The organism is Streptomyces sp. CA-251387 (genome assembly GCF_050936625.1).
Lineage (GTDB): Bacteria > Actinomycetota > Actinomycetes > Streptomycetales > Streptomycetaceae > Streptomyces.
The window spans coordinates 6,513,017-6,531,294 of record NZ_JBNJMJ010000001.1 but is presented as its reverse complement, the minus strand read 5'-3'; the positions used below and the strand labels follow the sequence as shown (position 1 = coordinate 6,531,294).

Below are 18,278 nucleotides of genomic sequence, written 5' to 3'. Positions count from 1 at the left end.
GGAATATTCCGCGGCGAAACAAACCGATAGGATCGTCCCATGCGCCGTTCGAAAATCGTTTGTACTCTCGGCCCCGCGGTCGACTCCCATGAACAGCTCGTCGCGCTGATCGAGGCGGGCATGAATGTGGCCCGCTTCAACTTCAGCCACGGCACCCACGAGGACCACCAGGGGCGGTACGAGCGCCTGCGTGCCGCCGCCCGGGAGACCGGGCGGGCCATCGGTGTGCTCGCCGACCTCCAGGGTCCGAAGATCCGTCTGGAGACCTTCGCCGAGGGCCCGGTCGAGCTGGAGCGCGGTGACGAGTTCGTCATCACGACCGAGGACGTCCCGGGCGACAAGTCCATCTGCGGGACCACCTACAAGGGCCTGCCCGGCGATGTCGCGCGCGGCGACCAGATCCTGATCAACGACGGCAACGTCGAGCTGAAGGTCCTGGACGTCGAGGGCCCGCGGGTGAAGACGATCGTCATCGAGGGCGGCGTCGTCTCCGACCACAAGGGCATCAACCTGCCCGGCGCGGCCGTGAACGTGCCGGCGCTGTCCGAGAAGGACGTCGAGGACCTGCGGTTCGCGCTGAACATGGGCTGCGACCTGGTCGCCCTGTCCTTCGTGCGGGACGCCAACGACGTGCAGGACGTGCACAAGGTCATGGACGAGGTCGGCCGCCGCGTCCCGGTCATCGCCAAGGTGGAGAAGCCGCAGGCGGTCGCCAACATGGAGGACGTCGTGATGGCGTTCGACGGCGTGATGGTCGCGCGTGGCGACCTGGCCGTCGAGTACCCGCTCGAGAAGGTCCCGATGGTGCAGAAGCGGCTCATCGAGCTGTGCCGCCGCAACGCCAAGCCGGTGATCGTGGCGACCCAGATGATGGAGTCGATGATCACCAACTCCCGTCCGACCCGCGCCGAGGCCTCCGACGTGGCCAACGCGATCCTGGACGGCGCGGATGCCGTCATGCTGTCGGCGGAGTCCTCGGTCGGCGCGTACCCGATCGAGACCGTCAAGACGATGTCGAAGATCGTCACCGCGGCCGAGCAGGAGCTGCTGTCCAAGGGCCTGCAGCCGCTCGTGCCGGGCAAGAAGCCCCGTACGCAGGGTGGTTCGGTGGCCCGCGCGGCCTGCGAGATCGCCGACTTCCTCGGCGGCAAGGGCCTGGTCGCCTTCACGCAGTCCGGCGACACCGCCCGCCGCCTGTGCCGCTACCGCGCCGCCCAGCCGATCGTGGCCTTCACCACGGACGAGGGCACCCGCAACCAGATGACGCTCAGCTGGGGTGTGGAGCCGCACGTGGTGCCGTTCGTCAACAGCACCGACGAGATGGTCGACCTGGTGGACCAGGAGATCGTCAAGATGGGCCTGTTCAACGAGGGCGACATCGTGGTGATCACGGCCGGTTCCCCGCCCGGCGTCCCCGGGACCACCAACATGGTCCGCGTCCACCACCTCGGCGGCGGCGCACGGGACTGACCCGAGGCCTGACAAGGCTGTCGTACGGCGCTGAGGGCGCCCCCTGTGACCAGGGGGCGCCCTCAGCGTTTTTGCGGCTCCCGAACGGGCTTGTGCGGACGCTCAGTCGGTCGTGAGCGCGGTTCAGTCGGTCGTGAACATGTGCATCCCGGGCACGTGCAGCGTGCCGCCGAACTGGGCCGCCTGGACGACCCTCACCTTGGTGAAGTAGATCAACGGGATGTTCAGGGGCGGCGGGTGCTCCGGGTCGAACGTCACCGGGATCAGGCCGAGCAGATTGCCGGAGATGCTCTCGGTGTACATCACCGTCGTGCCGTTGCGGATCGTGGACGTGGAGCCCTGGGCCGCCTGCACGTGGTAGGTCTTGCCGGACTGCTTGTCCTTGACCAGCTGGTGCAGGTCGCCGATGTCGGTGCCGTCGGAGATGACGTACTTCAGCACCTTCTTCTTGGTGCCGTTGGCGGTCTTCACCTCGACGATGCCCTGGTAGTCCGCGCCCTTCAGCAGCAGCGAGCTGGCCTCCAGGTACCAGGGGTCGTCCGCCACCGGCACCTTGTTGTCGACGCCGCTCTCGTCGTCGGTGGCGGCCGGACAGTCCTCGGCGTCCGTGGTGGAGCTCGCGGAGGGGCTCGGCGTGGCGGCGGCGGCAGCCTCCTCGGCGGTCTCCTGGGCCGCCTCGGTGGTGTCCTCCACGGCCTTGGACGCCGAGTCGGTGGTGTCCTTGACCGTGTCGGTGACCTTGTCGGCGGTCTCCTTGGCGGGGTCGGAGCCCTCGGAGGTGTCCTTGCCGGAGTCGGAGGACCCGGAGGACGTCTCCTCGCTCGCGCTCGCGGAGGGCGTCGGCGTCGGGCTCGCGCTCTCCTCGGAGCCGGAGCCGCCCGTGAAGATGCCGGTGATCGCGTCGCCGATGTCCTCCAGCAGGTTGCCGCCGCTCTCGGACGGCGAGGGGGACGGCGTGGTGGTGTCGCCGGACTGCGCCTCGCTCGACGTGCTCGGGGACGGCGCGGGCGTGGGCTCGGCCGCGTCGTCGGAACCTGAATCCGACGAGGAGGAGCCGCCCGTGGAACCCGAGGAACCGGACGTGTCCGAGGAGTCCGACGAACCCGAGGAACCCGTGGAGTCCTGGCCGGAGGAGGCCGACGGCGTCGGCTCCGGCGAGTCGTCCTGGTCCGTGGAGTCACCGGAGCTCGCGGAGGGCGACGGCGAGGCCGAAGCGTCCTCGGAGTCGTCCAGGGCCGCCACGCATTCCTTGTACTGGTCCGCGAACTCGTCGTACTCGTCCGCCGTCAGGCTGTTCGACGTCAGCTTCGACGAGTCGTTGCTGTCGGCCTGCGCGAGCGTCGGCGTGAACCCCATCCCCATGAGGACGGCGGTGGGCATCGCCGCCAGGGCTATCGCCTTGCCGGCCGGCATGTGGAACCTGGTGAACAGCGGCTTCTTGGGCGCCGCGTGACGCGGCCCGGTTCTCACACGGGACTTGTCCACATCAGTCCCGTGGGTCACCTCGTCAGCCGGCACTGTGCCTCCCGTTCGCCCCGTTCGCCGGGCTCGTTCCTGACAGATCGTTCGACTTGCCCAACTCGGCCGTGTCCTGGACCGGCTTGAGGACCGTGGTGTCGGGGTCCAGGCCCTCGGGAGCGCCACCCGTCCCCGTCGTGTCCGTCCGCGCCGGCTCCTGCTCGGGCGGCGCGCCGGGCACCCACGCCACGGCCATCGCCCCACCGATGAGGGCGAAGAGGAAGCCGATGAGGAAGCCGCCGAGGTTGGACAGGGGGATGGACACCAGCCCCAGCAGGATCGCCGCGATCCCGGCGAAGGTGCGGACGTGCTGCTGGAACCAGAGGGTGAAGCCCAGGACGACGAGCAGCACACCGATGATCAGCGAACTGGAGCCCCCCGCTGTCTGCATCGCCAGCGTCAGATGACCGATCTGAAGGTTCGCGTACGGGAAGTAGGCGATCGGGAGTCCGCCGAACATGACGAACAGACCGGCCCAGAACGGCCTCGTACCCCGCCAGGCGCGGAACTGCAGCCTCCGGCGGGTGAACTGGCCGGATACGGCAGGAGTCTCGGCGCTCATGGAAAACAGCTCCCTGGAACGGCGTTGCTGTGGTGGTGGTGCGGTGGTGAGTTGGTGAGCATGTGACCGCTTGTGAAGAAAGCGGGCGGAGAGTGGACGGGCGGGGGCGCCATCGGCTCCCCCGCCCGTCAGAGAGTGCTTAGTAGCACTCCTTGACACCCGTCGACAGCGACATCTTCAGACCGCTGAGCTTGAAGGTTCCGGCGGTGGTCGCCCACGCCGTCTGCTTCACGTCGGTCAGCGTGGCCTTGTCGGCCTGCTGGGCGAACCCGAAGGGGTTGGCCTGCTCGCCGCCGCCCTTCATGCCCGGACCCTTGCTGGCGTCCTTGGCCGCCACACCGATGTCGATGTTCTCGAACGTCGCGTCCGCGTTCAGTTCGGCGACGTCGATGTACAGGTTCTTGGCCTCAACCGGCGTGTCGCCGCCGCCCGCCCGCAGGATCAGGCTGACGCTCCCGAGGATCGGGACGTCGGGGGTGACCACGGACTGGCACAGGTTGTTGATCGTCGCGGACTTGAAGCCCGAGACGGCGACGGGGTGAACCGTCTTCTTGCCGGTGAGCGTGTAGCCCTCGTCAAGAGCGCCGTACTGCGAGAAACCCGTACCGACGAGCTTGTCGGTCGTGACCTTGAACGACTGGCCGGAGACACTGAACGACGCGGCGAGAGCGCCCTGCGCGAGGGCGACACCTATCGCAGCCGTGGCGGCGACGCTGGGCACCATGACCACAGCGAACCGCTTCCATCTGGTCCCGCCACGCACCTGGGACTCCATATTTCCTCCTTCTCGGACGTACATCTCCTGGCCTCGACCGAGCTCCCGTAGTCGACGGGTCGGCCAGGCAGGGATGGGAGAAGTGCTACGTCCTCGGGAAGGAGAGCGCCTGCGCTCGGTGGCGCGAACCGCGCCCGAATCACCGGCGATCACCCCCGAGCGACAACCACTGGTCGCGCCTGACACGCATCACGCACAACCTTGCTGGACAGGCTTCGCCGAGTGGGCGAAGACCCCCCTGTCCAAGAGCCGGCGCCACTGCCGCCGACTCTGCTCGGTGGGGACCCAGGAACTCCCGTGACCCGACCGGCTGTCGGGGTGCGGAAATGGACCGAGCGTGGCCGATCGTGGTGCATTCTCGCCGCCCGCACAAGGGGCTTCGTTACTCAGTAGTAACGGCGGGATAACCGAACAACGACCCGTCGGTCTCGGACAGCCACACAGGGTGGCGTCAAGCGACCGGACAAATCCAGGTATCACCGGACAGGCTCTGACAGAACGAAGCCTGTGACTTACCCCCAGTAACTGCGGCCGCGATTACCAAGATTTGGTAAAGCGCGGCCGCAGTGACGCCCTGTCGGCAAATCTTTCACTCGGGCCACACGCGCCCGTGCGTTTAGTGACTGGTCAGAACGGGGCCGCCGCCCCGCTCACTGGTCCGGTCAGAACAGCGCACGCGCCAACGCCCTGCGCGCCGCCGCCACACGCGGGTCCTCGGCACCCACGACCTCGAACAGCTCCAGTAGCCGAAGTCGTACGGTGTCCCGATCGTCACCCACCGTGCGCTGCACGGTCTCGATGAGCCGCCCGAAGGCGTCCTCGACATGACCGCCCACCAGATCCAGGTCGGCGGCGGCGATCTGCGCCTGCGCGTCCCCGGGCTTCTCGGCGGCGTTCTTGCGCACCTGCTGCGGGTCGGCACCCTGCACCCGCTGCAGCAACTCGGCCTGGGCGAGCCCCAGTTTGGCCTCCGAGTTCGCCGGGTCCTCGCTCAGCACGTTCTTGTACGCCTGTACGGCACCGGCCAAGTCGCCCGCGTCCAGGGCCTGTACGGCGGCCTCGAGCAGTGCGTCGTACGGACCGGCCGGCACGGCGGGAGCGGTCTGGGCGCCGCCACCCGGCTCGGCGTCCGGGTCGACGGTGAGACCGGTCAGGCCGAACCGCTGCTCGGCCACCGCGACGAGCTGGTCCAGCGTCTGGCGGATCTGCGCCTCACCGGCCGCCCCCTGGAAGAGCGGCAGCGCCTGCCCGGCGACGACGGCGAAGACGGCCGGAATCCCCTGCACGCCGAACTGCTGCATCAGCATCTGGTTGGCGTCGACGTCGATCTTGGCCAGCAGGAACCGCCCGTTGTACTCGACGGCGAGCCGCTCCAGTACCGGGCTCAGCTGCTTGCAGGGCTGGCACCACTCGGCCCAGAAGTCGATGACGACGGGCACCTCGGCGGACCGCTGCAGGACCTCCCGCTCGAACCCTGCCTCATCCACATCAATAACAAGATCGGCGGGCGATACGGCGCCGGTGCCCCCGCCCTGCCGGGCGGCCTCGGCACGCGCCTGCTCCGCCTTCGCCTTGGCCTCCTGGGCCGCCTTCACCGCGGCGAGGTCGACGACTCCGCTCATGGACATGTTCCGTGGCTGCATGCGTCTATCCTCCCCCGTCCGCGCGCATCAGTGAAAAGCGTTGCGAGAGCCGGTCGTGCTCTGCGCTGTACGACGCCGGGTCCCCACCCCACGCCAGTGGTTTCGCTACGAGTCGTAGCGTAATGGCACCGGGTGCCTCCGGAACACCACTCTCCGGTGATCTCCCTCACGGCCTCACAGGAACCGTCGTCTTATGGTCATGGGATGCAGACCCGCACTCCCGCCCCACGCGCCACAGGACGCCCCCGCAGCGCCGCGGCGGACGCGGCGATCCTCGCGGCCACCCGGGAGGCCCTGGTGGAGGTGGGCTGGTCCAAGCTCACCCTGGGAGACGTGGCGACGCGGGCGGGAGTTGCGAAAACCACCCTCTACCGCCGCTGGTCCGGCAAGAACGAGCTGGTCGTGGACGCGGTGGCGGAACTCTTCGACGAACTGGAACTCCCCGACCGGGGCACCCTGGCCGCCGACATCGAGGGCGTGGTCCTCCAATTCGCGGCGATCCTGGCCCGTCCCGAGGCCAAAAGTGGCCTGATGGCGGTGGTGGCGGAGGCGACCAGGGACGAGGCCCTGCGCGAACGCATCCGCGAGTCGATCGTCGAACGCCAGAAACGCCTGGTCCTGGAGGGCCGGGCGAGGGCCCAGTCCCGCGGCGAACTCCCACCCGAGACCGACCCCACGGAGTCCGCCCGCACGGTCGACCTCATCTTCGACATGGTGGCGGGAGCAGTGGTCCACCGCACGCTGGTCAGCGCGGAACCGGCGGACGAGGAGTGGGCACGAAATTTCGCCCGAATCCTGTCACTGGGCCTGGCACACTCAGCCCACTGATCTGCCCACCACTCAGCCGGTCCGGCGTTTGAGGACGAGGCCGTTCAGGCCGATGGGGGGTCTGTGGGGCGAAGCCCCCCAGGGATGGGAAGGGTAAGGGCGGCGGGGGCGAAATCATCTAGAACCCGGCCGGCTCCGTGTACACCCCCCACTCCTCCCGCAGCACCCCGCAGATCTCCCCCAGCGTCGCCTCGGCCCGCACCGCCTCCAACATCGGCTCGATCATGTTGGCGCCGCTCCGCGCAGCGCCCAGCATCCCGTCCAACGCGGAGCGCACCGCGGCATCGTCCCGCCCCGCCCGCCGGGCACCCAGCACCCGCACCTGCTCCCGCTCCACCTCATGGCTCACCCGCAGGATCTCCAGATCCCCGGTGACGGACCCGGTGTGGGCGTTCACCCCGACGACCCGCTTCTCACCCTTCTCCAGCGCCCGCTGATACCGGAACGCCGACTCAGCGATCTCCCCGGTGAACCAGCCGTCCTCGATCCCCCGCAGAATCCCGGACGTGATCGGCCCGATCGGGTGCCGCCCGTCGGGATGCGCCCGCAGCCCCCGCTCCTTTATCTGCTCGAAGATCTTCTCGGCGTCGGCCTCGATCCGGTCGGTCAGCTGCTCGACGTACCACGAACCACCCAGCGGATCGGCCACATTGGCGACCCCGGTCTCCTCCATCAGCACCTGCTGCGTCCGCAGCGCGATCTCGGCGGCCTGCTCGGAGGGCAGCGCGAGGGTCTCGTCGAGGGCGTTGGTGTGCAGCGAGTTCGTCCCGCCGAGCACGGCGGCCAGCGCCTCCACGGCCGTACGCACGACGTTGTTGTACGGCTGCTGGGCGGTCAGCGAGACACCCGCGGTCTGCGTGTGGAAGCGCAGCCACTGCGCCTTCTCGCTCTTCGCCCCGTACACGTCCCGCATCCACCGCGCCCAAATGCGCCGCGCCGCACGGAACTTGGCGATCTCCTCGAAGAAGTCGACGTGCGCGTCGAAGAAGAAGGAGAGACCCGGGGCGAAGACATCGACGTCCAGCCCGCGCGACAGCCCCAGCTCGACGTACCCGAACCCGTCCGCCAGCGTGTACGCCAGCTCCTGCGCGGCCGTCGCCCCCGCCTCCCGGATGTGGTACCCGGACACCGACAGCGGCTTGTACGCGGGAATCCCGGCGGCGCAGTACTCCATCAGGTCGCCGATGAGGCGCAGATGCGGCTCGGGCTGGAAGAGCCACTCCTTCTGGGCGATGTACTCCTTGAAGATGTCGGTCTGGAGGGTCCCGTTGAGCACCCCCGGATCCACACCCTGCCGCTCCGCCGCCACCAGGTACATGCAGAAGACGGGCACGGCCGGCCCGCTGATGGTCATGGACGTGGTCACGTCGCCCAGCGGGATGTCCTTGAACAGGACCTCCATGTCGGCGGCCGAGTCGATGGCGACCCCGCAGTGCCCGACCTCGCCCAGCGAGCGCGGATCGTCGGAGTCCCGCCCCATGAGCGTCGGCATGTCGAAGGCGACCGAGAGACCGCCGCCGCCGTTGCCGAGGATCATCTTGTACCGCTCGTTGGTCTGCTCGGCGTTGCCGAACCCGGCGAACTGCCGGATGGTCCACGTCCGCCCTCGATAGCCGGTCGGATACAGCCCGCGCGTGTAGGGGTACTCCCCGGGCCAGCCGATCCGCTCGAAGCCCTCGTACCTGTCCCCGGGTCGGGGACCGTACACCGGCTCCACGGGATCGCCGGAGAGCGTGGTGAAGTCAGCGTCGCGCTTGCGCGCGGCGTCGTACCGGGCCTGCCAGCGTCGGCGGCCCTCCTCGATGGCGTCAGCGTCCATACCCTCGAATTTACTAGGACGTCCAAGTAAATGTCGATGGGAAACCGCCGCACGCGTTCCGTACGGCGGTGGGGGTCAGGCCTTGGCGACCGCCGGCGAGCCCTCAGAGACCTTGGCCTCCAGCTCGTGGGTGACCTTGCGCTCCACGAAGAAGGCGGCCGTCGGGATCGTCCCGGCGAGCAGCACCCACAGCTGCCGCTTCACCGGCCACTTCGCCTTGGCGCCCAGGTCGAAGGCGAAGACGAGGTACACGACGTAGAGCCAGCCGTGCGCGATGCCGACGACGCTCGTGAAGCTGTCGGCGCCGTCCATCTTCAGCAGGTACTTGGCGACGACGCCCAGCGTGAGCAGGACGAGGAGGACACCGGTCACGTAGGCCATGACGCGGTAGCGCGTCAGCACGCTCTTCTTCATGCGTACGAGCGTAACCACCCGTTCCGGGAGATCTTGGCCGGGGTGGGGCCCGGGTCGGACCCAGGTCGATCCCGGTCAGCTCTCCTCGAAGTCGTGCGCCGCCACCCGCAGCGGGCGCAGCATCGCGAAGATCTCCGCGCACTCCTCGGCGTCGTAGACCCCGAGCCCGAAGTCCATCGCCATGAGGTCGCGGGTGGCCGCCTCGACGACTTCGCGGCCCTTGTCGGTGATGGAGGCGAGCGTGCCCCGCCCGTCGTTGGGGTTGGGCCGCTTGTCCACCAGACCCGACCTGACCAGCCGGTCCACGGTGTTCGTCACCGACGTCGGGTGGACCATGAGCCGCTCGCCGATCTTGGACATGGGCAGTTCGCCGGCCTTGGAGAAGTTGAGCAGCACCAGGGCCTCGTACCGCGCGAACGTCAGCCCGTACGGCTTGACCACCGCGTCGACCTCGGCGAGCAGGATCTGCTGGGCGCGCATGATCGAGGTGATGGCGGCCATGGACGGCACATTGCCCCAGCGCTGCTTCCAGAGTTCGTCGGCGCGCGCGATGGGATCGAAGGGAAGACTGAGCGGCTTCGGCACGGAACCGACCTTACCGGCCGGTCACATGCTGGTCAGCCCCGTCTCGCCCTTCGGTCCGCGCTGTGCGTCGGCCGTCTCCCTGATCCGGAAGACCGCCGTCCACCGGTCGTCGTGCAGGCAGGCGTTCATCGGCGCGACCAGGGCCTGGTGATCGGGGTCGGCCCGCCACTGTTCGACCGACTCCAGGCTGTCCCACTCGCTGGTGAGCAGCCAGCGAGCGGGATGGTCGATCGAGCGGCCCAGCTGCTCGCCGAGGTGCCCGGGGAACCGCACGGCGCGTTCGAGCACGCCCTGATAGGACTCCACGAAGTCCGCTTCCCGTCCTTCCCGGACGTGGAGCAGCCGAATGACACGCACGCGTTCCATGGCGCTCCCGTCAGGACGGGTCGAGGACGACGGGCAGCTCCGCGAGTCCGCGGAAGGCCGGGAACGGCACGGTCAGCCAGCGCGCGTCCTCGGGTGCCCCGGCCAGGGCCATGCGGGGGTACCGGCCGAAGAGGGTGGTGAGGGCGATCTGCATCTCCAGCCGGGCCAGCGGCGCGCCGATGCAGTAGTGCGGGCCGACGCCGAAGGCGATGTGCGTCGCCTGGACGTTCGGGCGTGTGACGTCGAGGCGGTCCGGATCGGCGAAGGCTTCGGGGTCACGGTGGGCCCCGGTGATCGAGATCTGCACGAGCGCACCCTTGGGGATGAGGGTGTCGCGCATCACGATGTCCTCTGTCGCGTGGCGGAACGTCGAGTTCTCCACGGAGGTCTCGAAGCGGAAGATCTCCTCGATGGCCGCGGTCATGGCGGTCTCGTCCCGGAGTGCCAGTTGCTTCTGCTCCGGCTGGGCGAGCAGGTGGTAGACGGCGTTGCCGATCTGGTAGGCGGTCGACTTGTGGCCGGCGAACAGCAGCACCCACGCCGTGGAGACCAGTTCGTGGTCCGTGAGCGCGCCATCCACGTCCTGTGCCGTGACGAGTGCGCTGAGCAGGCCCGAATCCGGCTCCTTCCGCTTTCGTGCGCACAGGTCCACAAGATAGTCACGTAGATTTCCCTCGGCGATTTCCAGCTTCTTTCTCGCCTCCGGCCCGAAACCGGTCTGCGCGACGGTGGCGGACCATTCCTGAGCCTGTTTGCGCTCGTTTTCCGGGACGCCCAGAAGTTCACAGATCACATGGAGCGGAAGCGGGAAACAGAACTCCGGGAGGAGATTGAACGGCCCCGATGCCGGGCATTGGTCCAGCAGTTCGTCGGTGATCTGCTGGACGCGCGATCGCAGCGATTCCACCCTTTTCGGAGTGAAGGTACTGCCGACGATCCTGCGGAGCCTGGTGTGCTTCGGCGGGTCCGAGAAGAGCATGTTGTCGTCGAGCGCGATCGACGAGTCGCCGAAAATGCGGTGGTAGGCGTCGATGGCGCCGTACATGTCCTTGCTCAGCCGGGGGTCGGCCAGCGCGGCACGCGCGTCGTCGTACCGCGTGATCAGGTACGTCTCGACGCCGTGGGGCGGCGACAGCGGGCACACGGGTGCCGTTTCCCGGAGCGCGGCGTACACGGGATGCGGGTTGGCGCGGAACTCCCGGCTGCACGCCGAGGCCGCGGCGGCGGCCTCTTCGGGCGACAGTGCCTCGGATTCCTCGGATGCGAACGCTTGCGTCATGGCTGGTCCCCGGGTAGGCGTGGATTCCGGCGGTCGGATTCCGCCGGTCAGTGCCACCGTTTCCCGGGCGGCACCGCGCCGCAAACGGCGCTGCGCCATATGGGTCGGGTCCCTGTAGGACGTGTGGGCCGCAGTCCGAGCTGGTAAACATCGTCGACGTGAGTGGACACGAAGCGGAATCTGTACCTGTGCTCATCGTCGGCGGATCCCTGGTGGGTCTTTCCACTTCGGTTTTCCTGGGGCGCCTCGGAATTGAGCACATGCTCGTGGAGCGGCATGCCGGGACGTCGACGCACCCGCGTGGCCGCGGCAACAATGTGCGCACCATGGAGATTTACCGGACCGCCGGCCTGGAGTCGCGTATTCGGCAGGCGGCCGGTGTGCTCGCCGGAAACGACGGCATTCTCCAGGTGGACACACTCACCGGGACGCAGCGCCGCTGGATCATCGGGGACATCTCCGGCGGCATGGACATCTCCCTGGTCAGCTCCTCGGACTGGTGCCTGTGCAGCCAGAACGATCTCGAGCCGGTCCTGCTGAGCTACGCCCGTCACCAGGGCGCCGACATCCGCTTCGACTCGGAGATGCTCTCCTTCACACAGGACGACGAGGGCGTTCAGGCGCAGGTCATGCGCCGGGACACCGGTGAGACGTACACCGTGAACGCCGGCTTCCTGGTGGCCGCGGACGGCCCCAGGAGCCCCATCCGCAGTCAGCTGGGGATCGGCCAGTCAGGGCCGGGCGAGCTGTTCCACAACGTCAGCGTCACGTTCCGCAGCAGGGCACTCAGGAACCACGTAGGGGAGAAACGATTCGTCGTCTGCTACGTCACCGACCCCAGGGGCGAGGGAGCCCTGCTGCCGGTGGACAACGAGGAGCGCTGGGTGATCCACGTTCCCTGGTATCCGGACCGGGGTGAAACCCTGGAGGACTTCACCGACGAGCGGCTGACGGCCCACATCCGCGCTGCCGTCGGCGTCGCGGACATCGACGTCGAGATCACGGGAAGGGCCCCGTGGCACGCCTCGAAGCGGGTCGCGGACCGATACGGCGAGGGCCGGGTCTTCCTGGCCGGCGACTCGGCCCACGAAATGCCGCCCACGGGGGCGTTCGGCTCCAACACCGGCATCCAGGACGCCCACAACCTGGCCTGGAAGCTGGCCTCGGTCCTGCGCGGCTGGGCCGGCCTGCCGTTGCTCGACTCCTACGAGCGGGAACGCCGGCCCGTCGCCCTCGCGACCGGCACGCGCGCGTGCGTCCAGGCGGCCGACGAGCAGCACCCGGGGTTCAGCCCTGCCGCGGGCCGCAACGACGACCCGGCGGACCTGCTGACCGTCGCCCTCTGCTACCGGTACGCGTCGAACGCCGTGGTGGGTGCCCCGCCGGACCGGCCGATCGTCCCCGACGCCTTCCAGCTGGGCGGCGAGCCGGGGAGCCGGGCACCCCACATGTGGGTCATGAGAGAAGGCCGCCGGATCTCCACGCTCGACCTGTACGAGCGCTCCTTCGTACTGCTCGCCGGGTCGGGAGGGCAGACATGGCGCAACGCCGTGGAGAAGGCCTCCCTGAACCTGGGCGTCCCCGTCGAGGCGTACCTCGTGGGAACGGGACCCGATCACGACCTCGCCCCCGACCCGGACGCCGACTGGGCGCAGCTGCACGGCACGGCCGAGGACGGTGCCGTCCTGGTACGCCCGGACGGCTTCGTCGCCTGGCGTGCGGGCGCCGCGATCCCGGACGCCGATCGCGTCCTGACGAACGTGCTGCAGACCGTGCTCTGCCGCGACTGAGCGATCCCTCGCCGAAACCCCTGCCGAAACCCCCTGCCGAACCCCCCGAACATCCCACACGGAGGACGTTGTTATGACCCTTGCCGGACGCGTCGACGTCCACCACCACTTCACCGCGCCCGCCTGGCTGGACTGGGCGGAGGCGCAAGGAGTGGTCAACCGCGAGAAGCTGCCCTGGTGGACGCGCTGGGACCTGGACTCGGCCCTGGAGGTCATGGACAAGACGGGCATCGCCACGTCCGTCATGACCGTCGCGATGCTCGGCCGGTTCCGCTCGCGTGTCCAGCGCCAGGACAGCGCCCGTGTCGCCCTGCGCGCGGCCGCCGACGTCGTCGAGAGCAACCCCGCGCGGTTCGCCTTCTTCACCCCCGTCTTCCTCGACGACCTGGAGCTCTCGTCATGGAGCGTCAGGTACGGCCTCGACGAACTCGGGGCCGTCGGGGTGAGCACGCGCACGAGCGTGGAAGGCGCGGTCCTCGGGGACAAGTCGCACGACCGCCTCCTGCACGAGCTGAACGAACGGTCCGCCGTCATCAGCACGCACCCCATGGAAGTGCCGGCCGGGCCGGACGGTTCGGGACTGCCGGGCATGCCGCCCTTCGTGTGCGACTTCCTGATGGACACCACCCGTGCGGCCATCAACCTCATCAGGAACGGCACGCTGGACCGCTATCCGAACCTCAGCTTCATCCTCCCGCACGGCGGAGGCTTCCTCCCCTACATGGCCACCCGGCTGGAACTCTTCGGCGGGCGCATCACCCCCGGCATCGAGCCCGGCCGGGTCCGTGACTACCTGCACCGGTTCTACTTCGACACCGCGGGCCCCATGTCCCCCTCGGCCACGCCCACGCTGCTGGCGACGGTCGACCCCGGCCGTATCCTCTTCGGCACCGACTGGCCGCCGACGCCCGCGCATGTCATCGTCGACCGCGTGACGCCCGCGCTGGACAGCGATCCCTGTCTGTCGGAGTCGCAGCGCCGAAGCATCAACCGGCAGAACGCGCTGCGGCTCATGCCGGCACTCGCCCGGCTGTCCCGGCTGTGACGGTTGCCCGGAGACCGAATGCACGAAGATGCCGCCGCCCGCGCTCGGTCAGCGCGGGCGGCGGCCTTCTGCGTTCTTCAGTCCCTCTCCCAGTGGTAGAAGCACCGCGCCATCGCGTCCTTGGGACTCCGCCAGGTCTGCGGGTCGTACGGGCTGACGAACGCTTCGAGCTTCCTGCTGATGTCGACGAACTCGGGGTGCCCGGTCACCTTCGCGATGGCGGGGCCCGGGTCCTGTTCGGCCTCGATGAAGTGCATGTACACATCGCCGAACTGGAACAGGGAGCGCTGGGTCACACCGACGAGGTGCGGGAGTTCGCCGCGGTCGGAGGCCGCGAAGACGCCGGCGATGTCCTGGGCCGACTGCGGGGCCATCCTGGCGACGATCAGGGCGTGGTGCACGAGACCTCCTCGATGCGGTCGCGGATGAGGGCCATCTGGATGGGCGAGTTGCGGTTGATGATGTCCGTCATCCCGGCGTCGTCGACCGGGGCGTCGGGCTTCATCGCGAAGTCCTGCGTCCAGTGCATGCGGGTGCCGTCGGGGGTCTCCTCGTACTCCCACACGATGTTCATGTACTCGAACGGGCCGGTCTCGACCCGCCGGGCACGGACGATGAGGTTCTCTCGGTCGGCGGTCCGTTCCGAGACCCAGCTCCACACCTTGCCGTTCTCGTCGGGGTGCATGGTCAGGCGGAAGGTCACCGTGTCGCCCTCGCGGGACAGCACGTCGCAGGACGCGTACTCGCTGAAGAGCTTGGGCCATCGCTCCAGGTCGTTCGTCATGTCCCAGACGAGGTCGACGGGTGCGGCGATGGTGATCTCGTTCTCGGTGTGACCTGGCACGTCAGGCTCCCGTCGTCAGTGCGCCGTTGACGAGCTCGAGGAAGGCGCGAGGACTCTTGCACCGCTCCGCGTCGGTGGGCAGCGCCACGCCGTGCCGGTTCTCCAGCTCGCCCACGATGCCGAGGAGGCCGAGCGAGTCCAGGCCGAACTCGGCGAACGGGGTGTCCGCCCGGCTCGCGAGCTCCGCCGGGTCGACGCTCACCCCGGCGGCCTTCTTCATCAGCGCGGCCAGTTCCTCGACGGTCACTTGGGTCACTTCAGTGGTCATGCGGTTCTCCTTGTCGTTCTAGACAGCGGATCCGGGGCCCCGGCGCAGGATCAGCGCCGCGTTGGAGCCCATGAGTCCCCGGCTGAGGACCAGGGCCGTGTGCAACTCGGCCGAGCGCGCCGTGGAGGTCACCAGGTCGATCTCGTGGCAGGCGTCGAAGACGTTCGGGGTCGGCGGTATCTGCCCGTGCTCCATGGCCAGCACCGCGGCCGCGATGTCCAGCAGCGGTGCCCCGCAGTACGACCGCCCGATACCGGTCTTGGGGGCCGTGACGGGCACGCGGGTGCCGTGCGGGCCGAGGGCGTCGACGAGGGCGAGGGCCTCCGCACGGTCCGCCTGGGGTACGCCCATCGCGTCGGCGAAGACCACGTCGATCTCCTCCGGCGCACAGCCGGCCTCGTGGAGGGCGCCGTGGATGGCCTGCGCGAGTCCTTCCCGTGACTGGTCCCAGTGCGCGGCGCCGGTGAAGGTGGCGGCATGTCCCGCCACGGTGGCCCGTACGACCGCGCCCCGGCGGCGTGCCCGGTCCGCCTCCTCGACGATCAGTACGGCACCCCCCTCGGCGGGCACGAAGCCGCGGGCCGCCGAGGTGAAGGGGCGGTAGGCGGTCGACGGGTCCTCGTCGGTGCTGAGCTCGGGGTAGCCGAGCTGACAGACCATCGAGTACGGGGCGAGCGGCGCCTCGGCCGCGCCGACCACCACCACGTCCGTCCCCCGCTCCACGACCCGGGCGGCGTGCGCGACGGCGTCCAGGCCGCCCGCCTCGTCGCTGGCCACCACTCCGCAGGGGCCCTTGAAGCCGCTGCGGATGGAGATCTGGCCGGTGCTGGCCGCGTAGAACCAGGCGATGGACTGGTAGGGCCCGACGAACCGGGACCCCTTCCCCCACAGCTTCTGCAGTTCCCGCTGGCCGAACTCGCCGCCGCCCGACCCGGCGGCGGTCACCACACCGACCGAGTACGGGGAGTCGGCGACGGCGGCCGCCTTGGTCAGCCCCGCGTCCTGCAGCGCGGCGTCGGCGGCGGCCAGGGCGAAGTGGGTGAACAGGTCGGTCTGGACGAGGAAGGTCTCCTCGATGAGCGCCGACGGGTCGAATCCGCGGACCTCGCCTGCGACCCGGAGCGGAAGGTGCTCGCAGCCCTCCCTGGTGATCCGGTCCAGAACGCTGGCGCCTTCCTTGACGGACTTCCAGTAGGTGTCCGTACGAAGGCCGTTGGGCGCGACCACACCGATCCCCGTGACGGCGGTGCGCCGGGTGCGTATGTCACTACCACTGTCGTTCATCGTTTCCTCCCAGCCGGCCCCGTCAGGAGCACCGCGGACTGGAACCCGCCGAAGCCGCTGCCCACGGAGAGCACGTGGTCGAGGCGGCGGGAGCGTGCGGTGCGCGGTACGTAGTCCAGGTCGCACTCGGGGTCCGGGGTCTCGTAGTTCGCCGTCGGCGGGACCACCTGCCGGGCCAGGGCGAGGACGCAGGCGACGACCTCGATCGCGCCGATCGCCCCGAGCGAGTGGCCCACCATGGACTTGATCGAGCTCATGGGGGTGTCGTAGGCGTGGGCGCCCAGGGACTTCTTGACCGCGGCGGTCTCGTGCCGGTCGTTCTGCCGGGTGCCCGAGCCGTGCGCGTTGACGTAGTCGATGTCGGTGGGGTTCACGCGCGCGTGGTCGAGCGCGGTGTCGATGGCGCGGGCCATCTCCAGGCCCTCACTGGTCAGGCCGGTCATGTGGTAGGCGTTGCCGAAGGTGGCGTAGCCGCCGATCTCGCAGTAGACGTGCGCGCCGCGCGCGCGGGCGTGTTCCAGTTCCTCCAGTACGAGGACGGCCGCGCCCTCGCCCATGACGAATCCGTCGCGGTGGGCGTCGAAGGGGCGGGAGGCGTGCTCGGGGTCGTCGTTGTTGGGTGACGTGGCCTTGATGGCGTCGAAACAGGCCATGGTGATCGGGGAGATCGGCGAGTCCGACGCCCCGGCTATGCAGATGTCGGCGCGGCCCTCCTCGATGGTGTGGAAGGCGTAGCCCACCGCGTCGAGGCCGGAGGTGCAGCCGGTGGAGACGGTCTGCACCGGCCCCTGCGCGCCGAACCGCTGCGCGACGTCCGCCGCGAGGGTGCTGGGCGAGAAGGCCCGGTGCAGCTCCGGCTCGGCGGCGCGATGGTCGACGTCCCAGCGCTTCCCCCGATCGCTGACGAGGACGTAGTCGTGCTCCAGCCGGGTCGTGCCGCCCACCGCGCTGCCCAGGGACACGGCCACACGCCAGGGGTTCTCCGCGGCGAAGTCGACACCGCTGTCGGTGACGGCCTCCGTCGCGGCGACCAGGGCGAACTGGATGTACCGGTCGGCGCGTTCGACCAGCTCGGGGCCGAGTCCGTGGGCCAGGGGGTCGAAGTCGCACTCGGCGGCTATGCGGGACCGCAGTCCGTCGGGGTCGAACAGGGTGATGCCACGTGTCGCGGTACGGCCGCTCGAGAGGAGGTCCCAGAACGCGGGCACCCCGATCCCTCCCGGAGCGACCACGCCTATGCCGGTGACCGCCACCCGCCGGGTCACGACAGGACCCCCGGTCGTTCGGGCTGCCCGCCCTCCTCCTGGATGCGCGGGTACGACGCGACGTCGTCACTGATCTCCGGGGCCTCCGTGTCGACGTGCCCGAGGCTCGGCTTCGGCGCGAGCGGACTCAGGTGGAAGACCATCCGGGCTTCCTCGTCACCGACGTTGCGGAAGCGGTGCCGCATGTCGATGGGGATCATCAGGCCCTGGTCGGCACGGAGAGGAAACGTTTCGCCGTCCAGGTCGACCTCCAGCCTGCCCTCGACGACGTACACGAACTCCTCGGAGTACGGGTGGTAGTGCTCGCTGATGCGTTCGCCCGGCCGCATGATGGCCAGGCCCATGAACCCGCTGGTGGCGCCCACCGTGACAGGGGTGAGCAGCGTGCGCAGGTCACCGCCGCGCTTCCGATTGGGCTCGATCTCTCTCACGTCCACGACGCGCGGGCGCATCTTCTCCATGGTCTGTCTCCAGGTCGGTCGATGGGATGGTGGTCCCTGAGGGCCTGTCCGGGCCTGTCCGG

19 protein-coding genes are annotated in these 18,278 nt (G+C 69.2%); 4 read left to right on the top strand and 15 right to left on the bottom strand.

Annotated elements, in window-relative coordinates:
* Positions 1-39 precede the first annotated feature (39 nt).
* A complete protein-coding gene (gene pyk, locus ACQEV2_RS29470; RefSeq protein ID WP_433047910.1) occupies positions 40-1,470 on the top strand; it encodes a pyruvate kinase in 1,431 nt (476 codons plus the stop codon).
* A 123-nt stretch (positions 1,471-1,593) separates the two neighbouring features.
* Here the strand turns inward: pyk and ACQEV2_RS29465 are convergent, their stop codons facing one another.
* The 4 genes from ACQEV2_RS29465 to ACQEV2_RS29450 all read right to left on the bottom strand — a co-directional run bounded on the left by ACQEV2_RS29465 (position 1,594) and on the right by ACQEV2_RS29450 (position 5,968).
* Positions 1,594-2,988, bottom strand: a complete 1,395-nt coding sequence (locus tag ACQEV2_RS29465; protein WP_433047907.1) for a hypothetical protein — start codon at positions 2,986-2,988, stop codon at positions 1,594-1,596.
* Positions 2,978-3,550 carry a DUF6114 domain-containing protein gene (locus ACQEV2_RS29460; RefSeq protein ID WP_433047904.1) on the bottom strand — a complete coding sequence of 191 codons (573 nt, stop codon included), beginning with the start codon at positions 3,548-3,550 and terminating at the stop codon, positions 2,978-2,980. Before ACQEV2_RS29460 ends, ACQEV2_RS29465 begins: the two co-directional genes overlap by 11 nt.
* 139 nt (positions 3,551-3,689) lie before the next feature.
* On the bottom strand, positions 3,690-4,325 hold the full coding sequence (locus ACQEV2_RS29455; protein ID WP_433047901.1) for a DUF6230 family protein: 636 nt from the start codon (positions 4,323-4,325) through the stop codon (positions 3,690-3,692).
* Between the two features lie 662 nt (positions 4,326-4,987).
* On the bottom strand, positions 4,988-5,968 hold the full coding sequence (locus ACQEV2_RS29450) for a tetratricopeptide repeat protein (protein ID WP_433047898.1): 981 nt from the start codon (positions 5,966-5,968) through the stop codon (positions 4,988-4,990).
* Between the two features lie 204 nt (positions 5,969-6,172).
* Here ACQEV2_RS29450 and ACQEV2_RS29445 point away from each other — a divergent pair, with 204 nt between their 5' ends.
* Positions 6,173-6,796, top strand: coding sequence for a TetR/AcrR family transcriptional regulator (locus ACQEV2_RS29445; RefSeq protein WP_433047895.1), 624 nt, complete (start codon positions 6,173-6,175; stop codon positions 6,794-6,796).
* A gap of 118 nt (positions 6,797-6,914) precedes the next feature.
* Here ACQEV2_RS29445 and ACQEV2_RS29440 read toward each other — a convergent pair whose 3' ends face one another.
* The 5 genes from ACQEV2_RS29440 to ACQEV2_RS29420 all read right to left on the bottom strand — a co-directional run bounded on the left by ACQEV2_RS29440 (position 6,915) and on the right by ACQEV2_RS29420 (position 11,259).
* On the bottom strand, positions 6,915-8,615 hold the full coding sequence (locus ACQEV2_RS29440; protein WP_433047892.1) for an acyl-CoA mutase large subunit family protein: 1,701 nt from the start codon (positions 8,613-8,615) through the stop codon (positions 6,915-6,917).
* 75 nt (positions 8,616-8,690) lie between these two features.
* Positions 8,691-9,029, bottom strand: coding sequence for a DUF3817 domain-containing protein (locus ACQEV2_RS29435; protein WP_433047889.1), 339 nt, complete (start codon positions 9,027-9,029; stop codon positions 8,691-8,693).
* Between the two features lie 75 nt (positions 9,030-9,104).
* Positions 9,105-9,614 (bottom strand): MarR family winged helix-turn-helix transcriptional regulator, encoded by a 510-nt coding sequence (locus tag ACQEV2_RS29430; RefSeq protein WP_433047886.1) that lies wholly within the window; start codon positions 9,612-9,614, stop codon positions 9,105-9,107.
* A 21-nt stretch (positions 9,615-9,635) separates the two neighbouring features.
* Positions 9,636-9,980 (bottom strand): antibiotic biosynthesis monooxygenase family protein, encoded by a 345-nt coding sequence (locus ACQEV2_RS29425; RefSeq protein ID WP_433047883.1) that lies wholly within the window; start codon positions 9,978-9,980, stop codon positions 9,636-9,638.
* A gap of 10 nt (positions 9,981-9,990) precedes the next feature.
* The gene (locus ACQEV2_RS29420) at positions 9,991-11,259 is read right to left on the bottom strand and encodes a cytochrome P450 family protein (RefSeq protein WP_433047880.1); all 1,269 of its coding nucleotides are present in this window, start codon (positions 11,257-11,259) and stop codon (positions 9,991-9,993) included.
* A 158-nt stretch (positions 11,260-11,417) separates the two neighbouring features.
* On the opposite strand from ACQEV2_RS29420, the gene ACQEV2_RS29415 reads away from it, so the two are divergent.
* Positions 11,418-13,049 (top strand): FAD-dependent oxidoreductase, encoded by a 1,632-nt coding sequence (locus ACQEV2_RS29415; RefSeq protein ID WP_433047877.1) that lies wholly within the window; start codon positions 11,418-11,420, stop codon positions 13,047-13,049.
* A gap of 73 nt (positions 13,050-13,122) precedes the next feature.
* Positions 13,123-14,094: an amidohydrolase family protein gene (locus ACQEV2_RS29410; RefSeq protein WP_433047874.1), complete on the top strand. Its 972-nt coding sequence runs from the start codon at positions 13,123-13,125 to the stop codon at positions 14,092-14,094.
* A 77-nt stretch (positions 14,095-14,171) separates the two neighbouring features.
* On the opposite strand, the gene ACQEV2_RS29405 is transcribed toward ACQEV2_RS29410, so the two are convergent.
* From ACQEV2_RS29405 to ACQEV2_RS29380, 6 genes are read right to left on the bottom strand one after another with little or no spacing between them, the layout of a single operon-like run.
* Entirely contained in the window at positions 14,172-14,495 is a 324-nt protein-coding gene (locus tag ACQEV2_RS29405; RefSeq protein WP_433047871.1) for a TcmI family type II polyketide cyclase, read from the bottom strand.
* Positions 14,480-14,938 (bottom strand): SRPBCC family protein, encoded by a 459-nt coding sequence (locus ACQEV2_RS29400; protein WP_433047868.1) that lies wholly within the window; start codon positions 14,936-14,938, stop codon positions 14,480-14,482. The genes ACQEV2_RS29405 and ACQEV2_RS29400 overlap by 16 nt, the downstream gene beginning before the upstream one ends.
* Position 14,939: 1 nt before the next feature.
* The gene (locus ACQEV2_RS29395; RefSeq protein WP_433047865.1) at positions 14,940-15,206 is read right to left on the bottom strand and encodes an acyl carrier protein; all 267 of its coding nucleotides are present in this window, start codon (positions 15,204-15,206) and stop codon (positions 14,940-14,942) included.
* Positions 15,207-15,224: 18 nt separating this feature from the next.
* A complete protein-coding gene (locus ACQEV2_RS29390; RefSeq protein ID WP_433047862.1) occupies positions 15,225-16,490 on the bottom strand; it encodes a ketosynthase chain-length factor in 1,266 nt (421 codons plus the stop codon).
* Entirely contained in the window at positions 16,487-17,755 is a 1,269-nt protein-coding gene (locus ACQEV2_RS29385; RefSeq protein ID WP_433047859.1) for a beta-ketoacyl-[acyl-carrier-protein] synthase family protein, read from the bottom strand. The genes ACQEV2_RS29390 and ACQEV2_RS29385 overlap by 4 nt, the downstream gene beginning before the upstream one ends.
* Positions 17,752-18,216 carry a cupin domain-containing protein gene (locus ACQEV2_RS29380; protein WP_433047856.1) on the bottom strand — a complete coding sequence of 155 codons (465 nt, stop codon included), beginning with the start codon at positions 18,214-18,216 and terminating at the stop codon, positions 17,752-17,754. Before ACQEV2_RS29380 ends, ACQEV2_RS29385 begins: the two co-directional genes overlap by 4 nt.
* Positions 18,217-18,278: the final 62 nt, after the last annotated feature.

Coding starts and splice junctions, on each gene's coding strand:
- ACQEV2_RS29450 (WP_433047898.1), bottom strand. CDS start 5,968: ATGCAGCCACGGAACATGTCCATGAGCGGAGTCGTCGACCTCGCCGCG.
- ACQEV2_RS29410 (WP_433047874.1), top strand. CDS start 13,123: ATGACCCTTGCCGGACGCGTCGACGTCCACCACCACTTCACCGCGCCC.
- ACQEV2_RS29395 (WP_433047865.1), bottom strand. CDS start 15,206: ATGACCACTGAAGTGACCCAAGTGACCGTCGAGGAACTGGCCGCGCTG.
- ACQEV2_RS29380 (WP_433047856.1), bottom strand. CDS start 18,216: ATGGAGAAGATGCGCCCGCGCGTCGTGGACGTGAGAGAGATCGAGCCC.
- ACQEV2_RS29460 (WP_433047904.1), bottom strand. CDS start 3,550: ATGAGCGCCGAGACTCCTGCCGTATCCGGCCAGTTCACCCGCCGGAGG.
- ACQEV2_RS29445 (WP_433047895.1), top strand. CDS start 6,173: ATGCAGACCCGCACTCCCGCCCCACGCGCCACAGGACGCCCCCGCAGC.
- pyk (WP_433047910.1), top strand. CDS start 40: ATGCGCCGTTCGAAAATCGTTTGTACTCTCGGCCCCGCGGTCGACTCC.
- ACQEV2_RS29420 (WP_433047880.1), bottom strand. CDS start 11,259: ATGACGCAAGCGTTCGCATCCGAGGAATCCGAGGCACTGTCGCCCGAA.
- ACQEV2_RS29455 (WP_433047901.1), bottom strand. CDS start 4,325: ATGGAGTCCCAGGTGCGTGGCGGGACCAGATGGAAGCGGTTCGCTGTG.
- ACQEV2_RS29390 (WP_433047862.1), bottom strand. CDS start 16,490: ATGAACGACAGTGGTAGTGACATACGCACCCGGCGCACCGCCGTCACG.
- ACQEV2_RS29435 (WP_433047889.1), bottom strand. CDS start 9,029: ATGAAGAAGAGCGTGCTGACGCGCTACCGCGTCATGGCCTACGTGACC.
- ACQEV2_RS29425 (WP_433047883.1), bottom strand. CDS start 9,980: ATGGAACGCGTGCGTGTCATTCGGCTGCTCCACGTCCGGGAAGGACGG.
- ACQEV2_RS29440 (WP_433047892.1), bottom strand. CDS start 8,615: ATGGACGCTGACGCCATCGAGGAGGGCCGCCGACGCTGGCAGGCCCGG.